Below are 6,752 nucleotides of genomic sequence, written 5' to 3'. Positions count from 1 at the left end.
CGACGTTCCAGACGAACCGCGACCGGCTCACCTGGCTCCTCGGCGAGTACAAGCTGCTGGTCTCGGGCATGATCCTCGGTGCGTTCGGACTGGTGATCTACTACCAGCCACAGCTCCCGACACCGCCGGCCTGGATTGCGGGTGTCCTCGTCGGGTGGCTGCTGCTGGGCGTTCCGTGCTACCTCGTGGGCGCGAAGATCGCCCGTTGGCTCCGTAATCGCAACTGGATCGAGGTACACCACGTCAACGCTGCTGAAGACACCGTCCAGAAGCACTACGTCCCGCCGGAACTCTGGCGCGAGAAGGAGATCGAAGGCCCGGATCCGTACCCAGTCAACGGCGGCAGCGCGTGGGCCGTCCGCGAGTACGAGTACCTCGACGACATCGAGCAGGTGCGCGTTCGCGGGGTGTGGCTCGAAGGGTGTCAGGACACCCAGCTCATGACTTCCAAGAAGCAGATGGAGGATATCCACGGCTGGCTCATCGACCGCGCGGAAGAGCTTGCAGCGATCCGCGGCCGGTGGTCGCGCGGGGCCGTGGAACTTCAGAAGAAGCTCGTCACCGCCGAGAGCGAGGCCAACGAGCGGGGCCAGATGATCCAGAAGACCGCCGCGAAGGACACCTTCGGAAGCCTCGTCGAGGACGGCGAAGACTTCGACGACGCCCCCACCATCCACGAGATCGACGAACACGACCCCACCGCCGACGCTGCTGTGGGCGATGGGCCGACCGACGTACCGGCTCCCGACCAACAGAACCCCCAGATGAACGATGACTGACGATAGCGGCGACCTCTACACACCAGCACAGTTCCGCGAGTATCAGGACGGCTACGGCCAGCGCGATCCCGACGAAGCGCACCCACACGCAGGGATCGTCCGCGACGAGAAGCTGTCACGGTACCTCGCGATCCTCGAAACACACTACGATCCACAACGGGCCGACAAGCCGGCGAAGATGCCCGGCCAGGCCAAGGACCTCCAGCACGTCCGGGATATCGTTCGGATCGAAGGCACTGAGACCGCCCGCCGTGCCCTGGAGAACGGCGACATGCAGTCGCTCAAGCACTTCACCGGCGACGCCGGCCAGCGGGCAGACATCTCTGGGATCAAGGCTATCGACCAGCTCCGTGCCCAGATGACCGGTCCAGCCCCGATGTTCTACATGTGGGCCGAACCCGGTTCCGGGAAGTCGAACTTCGCGTGTCTGCTGGGACAACTCTGGAAGGAACATCACCCCAGCGGGCTGGTCGCTTCGAACATCCGGACGCTCGAAGAGACTGATGCCTGGATCGGTGACGATGGCGATCGGCGCGACGGTTGGCTTGCGAACTACGGCGAGCTGAACGAGTGGCTGAAACAGGACGGCGATCCGATGCACAACGAACAGGCCCGGAAGCTGTTCATCTTCGACGAAGCATCCTCGAACGCTGGCGGTGGCGGGAAGGACGGCTACAACACCAAGACGAAGCTGGGGCCGCTCACCTACAAGATTCGCAAGTATGGTGGGTCGTTGATCGTGATCGGCCACGACGGTCGGGACGTCCACCCGCTCGTTCGTGAGCTGGCGACCTGTGTCCACAAGGTGGGGCTGAAGGAAGCGACCTTCTACGAAGACGTGAAGGGACGGTCCGGTGTGAATCCCATCCTCTCGGTGTCTGGAATCCCCGAGACGGACTGGCGCTACGACGACAAGGAACCGACAACGTGGTCGTGGTCCGGCGAGGGCGAGGACGACGACGGAGTTGATCCGGCGGACCTCTCGCGGAAGCTGGCGGTCTACACGGTCATCACGGCCAAGGAGTCTAATCCGGACCGACCAAACCACGAAATAGCCGAATTCGTGCCGTACAGTGCTGAATGGGTGCGACAGCGCTGGAACGAGTACCAGGATGACGGTGAACACCGGAACGTGGTTGGCGACGTCGAGGGGCTAACTGCATGATAGCGACGGTATCAGCCGAAACCAACAACTACCAACACCCCGTCGCACCCCCTCTACTGGCCCATGGCGCGCGCTCGCAGGGCGAGCACGCGCGAGCCATGGGCAACGGCGACGAACAGCCCGGAGGAGTATCTATATATGACGCACGCGAGGCGCGATCGCGATGAACCGATCACACAGGGCCAACCACTACGGGACCCTGGTCGAGCGACGGGCTTCCAAACGGTACAATCTGGAACTCGATCGGTGTTCGTGGCACGACGCGAAACGACCTGACGGCACACCTGTCGAAATCAAGGCTGCGATGCATCGCCACAGCGACGGTCAGCCCGGAACATTCAAGCTATACGACCAGTATCACGAGCAGCTACGGGCCGCGAACGGCTGGTACGTCTTTGCAGTATATCGGGTTCGTGGGCGTGGTGTTGAGGTTTTGAACTGGGAGATGTGTCACTCATCCCAGTTGCCGAAACTAGATTGGCATAATGGCGGAGAACATCGTGAGGCCAAACAAGGAAAAATCAAGATAAATGACATTCCAAAATCATGAACTCTTCGTAGTAATGTCCTATAGAATATTCCTTTTTCAACTGTGAATCTGAATATGGAAATATGGGTTCATTTTTATATAGTTGGCGTTATCTCGTGGTGATGTGGACTTTATTCCAACAGATATTGACTCGACGATGGCTGGCGGCGAGGCAGAAGCAGAGGTCTGGTCTGCGATCAAGAACGCCTTAGGCGCGGATGACAGCGGCGTTGCTTATTATAAATTCCCAGTGGTGGATAAAAGCGGTGAAGAACATGACCGCGAGCCCGATTTTGTTCTACTTCATCAGGAACTGGGTTTGTTCGTTATTGAATGTAAAGGATATCAAATTTCCCATATCGAATCTATTGAGGGGCAGGTTTGGCAGCTAAAAAACACTTCCCAGTCCATAGCAAAACCTCATCCACAGGTCCGTGATCAAGCGTTCAAAATCCGCTCCTTTTTTAATCGACAGCCAGAGTTGACAGATGAGCAGGGAAGATGCAAGATTCCCTGTAACGTATTTATTGCTCTGCCAAATATCTCGCGGAGTGAGTGGGAAGAACGTGGCTTCCACAACATTCCTTCCTCTCCTCGCGTGCTAACCTCGGATGATCTATCACCGCAGTCATTCCGGGATAAAATCTCGGAGACTCCGTCAATGGAACCTTTGTCTGCAGAGGAGTACCGAGCCGCGCGTTCCGTATTAGGTGGTGGATCAGTTATTGGCGATGAAGGAAGTGCTGCACCACCGAATCCGACAACGAAGGGCGAGCTTTACGCAACTGTTGAGGAAAAACTGCCAAAGTTAGATCAGAAGCAGGAAGAAATTGGGATACAAATACCTCCTGGACCTCAACAGGTTCGAGGGATTGCCGGGTCCGGAAAAACTGTTCTCATGGCGATGAAAGCCGCCCGAATGCATAGTCGATATCCTGAATGGGATATAGCTGTAACTTTTATGACTAAAAGCTTATATCCGCAGATCCGAGAACTCATCAACCGTTTTCATTGGCACTTCGCCGAAGAAGAGCCAAATTGGCAGAAGATTCGACTCCTCCATGGGTGGGGTGGTAAAACTGTGCTTGATGGGATGTACTACGTTCTTGCATCAGAATCAGAAACTCATGAATTCCAGCATGTTGTTGCAGCCCAAAACAGGCATGGAAGGCTAAAAACACCGTCTCTACTTGATGCCTGCTGTGAATCACTACTAAATTCCGGCGATGTACCGACAATGTTTGATGCTATTTTAATTGATGAAGCACAGGACTTCGAGCCAAACTTTTATAAGATGTGTAAAGCGGCATTACGTGAACCAGAACGTCTAATTTGGGCATATGATGAGGCCCAAAGCTTAGGTTCACTAACCGCACCGAGTCCGTCGAATATCTTCGGAACGGATGAAGATGGGGACCCAAAAGTGGATCTTAGTGGCTCGTATGAGGGTGGTATCCAAAAAAGTCAGATCATGAGGAAGGCTTACCGTTCACCGCGCGAGGTTCTTATGGCCGCCCACGCATTCGGTATGGGATTAAAACGTGACAGCGGGGCAGTGCAGACAATTACCACACAGGATGGTTGGGAAAATATTGGATATGAGGTAACGGAAGGGGACTTCCGCCGAACAGGAGAAACAGTGGAAATACAACGTCCTGCTAAAAACTCACCACATCCATTAAGCGAAGAAGAAAACGCTAAACCTTTTGTCCAATTTAAGTCTGCTGACTCGAAACGGGAAGAGATGGAGGAAGTAGCCGAAAGTATAGATAGAGACATCAATGAACATGGTTTAAGTCCTGAGCAGATTATGGTGATTCTCATTGGCCAGGAAACCGAAAGTGATGCTGAAGAACCAGCAAAATTCTTAAACGACGTGCTTGAGAGTGAGACTTCTGTTAATAAAGTCTGGGAAGGCGAATCTAGTGTTTTCGCGAAAGATGACGAAGTTACAGTCACTCGTATTAACCGAGCGAAAGGAAACGAAGCGGCAATGGTATACGTTACTGGACTGGAATACGTAGATGACGTTTCTTCTGGAAATTCATTGGTACAGCGTCGTAACGAGATATTTGTAGCATTAACGCGCACCCGAAGTTGGTGCAGGATCTCAGGGGTTGGCGAAAGTGAGCCATTCGATGAGCTTCGAGCGGTTCTTGATGATGTGACTGGTTCAAATCCAAAGATTGTCTTCGATGCGCCAGACCCTCAATCCCTTGAAAACCAAATGGAAGATGGGATTATTGAGTACACACTGGATGACTTTCAAGAGACAAAAGGATTGAGTGACTTTGTCTAGTGATCTGTAGCCGGGCAGTGTATTTTGGGAAGGTGGCCTTAGCCACACGACTAAGGGGAACCCGGAAGCTCACTTTCCGGGTTCCCCCTGGTCGCGCGGCTGGGTGACGTGACCGAGAGGGAACGAACCCAGCCGCGCGACGCGCCGGGGTGGGGGGTATGGGACGATATTGCCGCTAAAATGGTGTGCTGAATAGTGATGCCTCTATCCAGGGGGCGCGCTACCCCCCGGACCACTCGTCAGCGGGCGGACACCCGGCAGCCTTCCAGGCTTCGAAATCGAAACCCGCGTTCCGGCGTTCCTGCTGTTCTCTGGTGATATACTCCTCGCTGCGCTGGCCCTCGAAGACGTTCCGAAGGTCCCGGAACCGGTCGCGGGCACCGTCGGCGTAGGTCACGACGACGTGGACACCGTAGACGTTGTTCTCGACGAACTGGGTGTACGCTGTCTTCACTTCCCGCATGATCTCGCGGGCTTCCGCGCGATCGGCAGGCTGGTAGCCCATCTGCAGCAACTTCCGACAGTCGTCGCCGTCACGAACAGTGATGGCGTACTCGCGCCGGAGTCGACTCCAACGGGTCTTCTCTTGCTCCTCTGCGGCGTCGGCCAAATCCATCACTGCGCTGCCGACCGACTGCTCGAACCGATCACCAGCCGCCCTGACGCGCTTGAGAAGCTCCTGTTGGATCTTCTTCGACTCCAGTTCCATCTCGCCGTACGTGTGGCGGATCAATCCTTCCAGCCGGTCGATCACCGTCCGAATGGTCCGGTAGGTGTAGCCGGTCTTGTCGGCGGCCTCCTGGGGCGAGACCTTCCCGCCGTCGGTGAGTAGCAACTCTGTCACGTCCCGGTCGGCGCGGCTCATATCGCCCCACAGTTGCATCACTCGGTGTTCCTGCTCGTCTTCGATTTCCGGCAGCGGGCACTTGACGATCTTCCGGGCTTCGGTGGTGTCTTCGACCGTCCAGTACGGATCGAAGTCGACGAACGCATTACTCTCGGCAGTGGTGGCGATGCCGGTCCACTCCAGACAGTTCAGGATCGTCTCTTCCAGCTCGCGGCGAGCATCGCCGAGGTCGTCCCACCGAACAGTATCGTCGGTACGACTCGTTTGATACGATACCTCGAATTTCGGATGGTACGGGGCGTCATCGGGTTCGTACTCGTTGGGGTGGTTCGGGTAGTAGTGTTTCAATTCCTTCCCCAGCCCATGCCCACGGACCAGTTCGTCGGCCTTCTCGTCCTCGACGGTCGCGGTGACGTAGTACCCGGGGAGCTTCGTGTTGTCCTCGACGTGCTTCCGGTACCCACTCCGGTCACCCTGGATGAGCGTGTGACAGCGGGCGATCGGTCCGTCCGGCGCGAATAGCGGACCGCTCGCATCGCGGTAGAGACGGACGTAGTAGGCCAGGTCGTTCACGTGGCTGTCTGGGTGGGGCTGGTCGAAGTAGCGCGCAGAGATCCCGTAGGCATCCATCACGCGCTGCACGAGTGTGAGGTACTTCTCATGTGGGATGTTGGAAGCCTGGACCTGCACGTCGATGTAGGGCTCGCCGTACTGGGGGACCGAGACCGGCTGACCGTCCGACGTGAGATTCGGCCAGCGCGGGCGGATGGTGATCGTTCCGCCTTTCGTCCGAGGGTCCTGATCGGCAGGCTTCCCGCTATAGTGGGGCGAGTCCTTCGCGACGAAATAAAACTGGAACTCACGAACCTCCTCGATCTCGAAGGAAGGGTTGTCCCACGGATCGAGTCCGCTCTTCGAGTAGTCGAAGGCCGTCGCCCACTGCTGGCCCATGAATTCGATGTCACGGGTCGGCTTCCCCTGGGTCTGCCAGCGATCACCCCACTCTTTCATGAACCCGTGCATCGCATAGTAGGGTGCCAGCCCGTGATCCTGAACGGCTGGATCGGGATGCACGCCGACGGTAAAGCGCACGTCGCCCTCGTGAGGGGCGCACTTGAGGTACCGCGACATGC

General features: G+C 56.6%; 5 protein-coding genes. 4 read left to right on the top strand and 1 reads right to left on the bottom strand.

The annotated features are described in order from the left end of the window. From IL252_RS16800 to IL252_RS16785, 4 genes are all read left to right on the top strand, one after another. A partial coding sequence (locus tag IL252_RS16800; protein WP_208628964.1) for a hypothetical protein occupies positions 1 to 779 on the top strand: 779 nt, incomplete at its 5' end. After that, a complete protein-coding gene (locus IL252_RS16795) occupies positions 772 to 1,944 on the top strand; it encodes a hypothetical protein (RefSeq protein WP_208628962.1) in 1,173 nt (390 codons plus the stop codon). The genes IL252_RS16800 and IL252_RS16795, both read left to right, overlap by 8 nt. 163 nt (positions 1,945 to 2,107) lie before the next feature. After that, a complete protein-coding gene (locus tag IL252_RS16790) occupies positions 2,108 to 2,494 on the top strand; it encodes a hypothetical protein (protein ID WP_208628961.1) in 387 nt (128 codons plus the stop codon). 103 nt (positions 2,495 to 2,597) lie between these two features. After that, the gene (locus IL252_RS16785) at positions 2,598 to 4,772 is read left to right on the top strand and encodes a nuclease-related domain-containing DEAD/DEAH box helicase (RefSeq protein WP_208628960.1); all 2,175 of its coding nucleotides are present in this window, start codon (positions 2,598 to 2,600) and stop codon (positions 4,770 to 4,772) included. Positions 4,773 to 4,992: 220 nt separating this feature from the next. Here the strand turns inward: IL252_RS16785 and IL252_RS16780 are convergent, their stop codons facing one another. After that, entirely contained in the window at positions 4,993 to 6,750 is a 1,758-nt protein-coding gene (locus IL252_RS16780; RefSeq protein ID WP_208628958.1) for a MarR family transcriptional regulator, read from the bottom strand. Between the last annotated feature and the right edge of the window lie 2 nt (positions 6,751 to 6,752).

Origin of the sequence: Halomicrobium sp. IBSBa, from assembly GCF_017612575.1 — an archaeon.
Taxonomy (GTDB): domain Archaea; phylum Halobacteriota; class Halobacteria; order Halobacteriales; family Haloarculaceae; genus Halomicrobium.
Note: the sequence above shows the minus strand (reverse complement) of the source record. Positions and strands in the feature narration are given on the sequence as shown.

Excerpts from the sequence above, each read along its gene's own strand:
- IL252_RS16795 (WP_208628962.1), top strand. The coding sequence starts at position 772 with ATGACTGACGATAGCGGCGACCTCTACACACCAGCACAGTTCCGCGAG.
- IL252_RS16790 (WP_208628961.1), top strand. The coding sequence starts at position 2,108 with ATGAACCGATCACACAGGGCCAACCACTACGGGACCCTGGTCGAGCGA.
- IL252_RS16780 (WP_208628958.1), bottom strand. The coding sequence starts at position 6,750 with ATGTCGCGGTACCTCAAGTGCGCCCCTCACGAGGGCGACGTGCGCTTT.